Origin of the sequence: Streptomyces tyrfis (assembly GCF_037034285.1) — a bacterium.
Taxonomy (GTDB): Bacteria; Actinomycetota; Actinomycetes; order Streptomycetales; family Streptomycetaceae; genus Streptomyces.
The window spans coordinates 1-1,387 of the sequence record NZ_JBAGJZ010000108.1 but is presented as its reverse complement, the minus strand read 5'-3'; the positions used below and the strand labels follow the sequence as shown (position 1 = coordinate 1,387).

The following is a 1,387-nucleotide window of genomic DNA, read 5'->3' as shown; positions in this document are numbered from 1 at the left end:
CCGCCACGACTCCCGGCACACCACCAACTTGTCCACCGCCACCCGCGGCACGTGATCCGCGTCGGGGAGCAGCCGGAACATGTCCATGGCCAGGGTGGTCAGCACATGGCCGAACACATCGGTGACGGGGAACTCGGCGCCGTCCGGGAGCAGCGCGACCAGCCGGCCCCCGCGTCGGGTGACGTGGGCGTCGGCGCTGAGCACGGTGCGGTCCCGGTGCGGGTCGGCGGTGAGCTCCAGCAGGGCGATGTAGTAGTCCTCCGGCCGGACCAGCACATTGCGCACCCGGACGGACAGCCGCGACTTGTGTTCCTTGGGCAGCAGCGGCAGCAGCCGGGGGCCGGGATGGTCCTGGCCGGTCAGCCGGAGGAGTTCGTCCGGCTCGGGGTGCTGGCTGACGAAGAGCGAGGCGCCCACGGTGTTGGACGCCAGATGCAGTTCGCCCAGGACCAGTTCGAAGTCGCCGTCGCCGATCGACTCGGTGTCGCGGGCGACGATCAGCACATCGGGGCTGAGGTAGCGGGCGGCGGTCCAGGCCGCGGGGGCCGGAGGGAACTCCTCGGCCACCCGCGGTGCGATCGCGGAGTGCGTCGCCCGGACGTGGCGGGCGCCCTCCGGGACGGGAATGATCCGCGCCCAGCGGCGCTGGAACTCCGCCAGCACCTCCTCGGCGTCGGTGACCGCGGCCCCGTGCAGGATCGGCATGCAGGCGAACCAGAAGTCGGCGAGATCGACCCGGTCCCCGCCGGAGGCGGCGGCCAGCTTCTCGTAGACCTCGGCGGCCCGCCGCTCCACCCGGGCGCCGAGCTGCGACATCAGCCAGGCGGCGCTGGTCATCAGCGGGTCCAGGGGGGCCATGGCGTCCAGGACGTCGCGGCCGACACGGGCGGTGGCGGAGCGCCGGGTGTCGGAGTAGACCAGCGACCGGTTCGGCGCGGTATGGGCGCCCTTGGCGCGTTGGGAGGCGGTGTCGGTGATCCGGGTGAAGTCCTCCTCCAGCGCGGCGAGCGCCTCGCACAGCGCACCCGCGTCACGACCGGCCGCCTGCACCCGGTCCCGGCCCCGCTCCAGCGCCTCCAACGGCTCCAGCGCACCACGCCGCAGCACCGGATCACCGACCCGCTCCAGAATGGCGCGCAGCTCCCGGTCCGGATGGGGTCCGGAGGGAACCTCCAGCCGCCAGGTCACCCAGCGCCGGCGCACCAGTTCGGCCAGTCCGGCGGTCACCTCGGCCGACGGTACGCCCAGTGCGCGGGCCAGTTCACCCGGCGGCCGGCGGCCGTCCACCAGCCGGAGCAGGGCCACCAGGTGGGGTGGCGCCTGCTGCGGGGGGCGGCCGGGAACATGGACGGGTCCGTCGTCGGAGTCGGCCCGGATGTAGGGCGTC

1 pseudogene is annotated in these 1,387 nt (G+C 74.0%); it reads right to left on the bottom strand.

The window, feature by feature from the left end:
* Positions 1–1,387, bottom strand: a pseudogene (locus WA762_RS35375) (lantibiotic dehydratase); the annotation flags it as partial.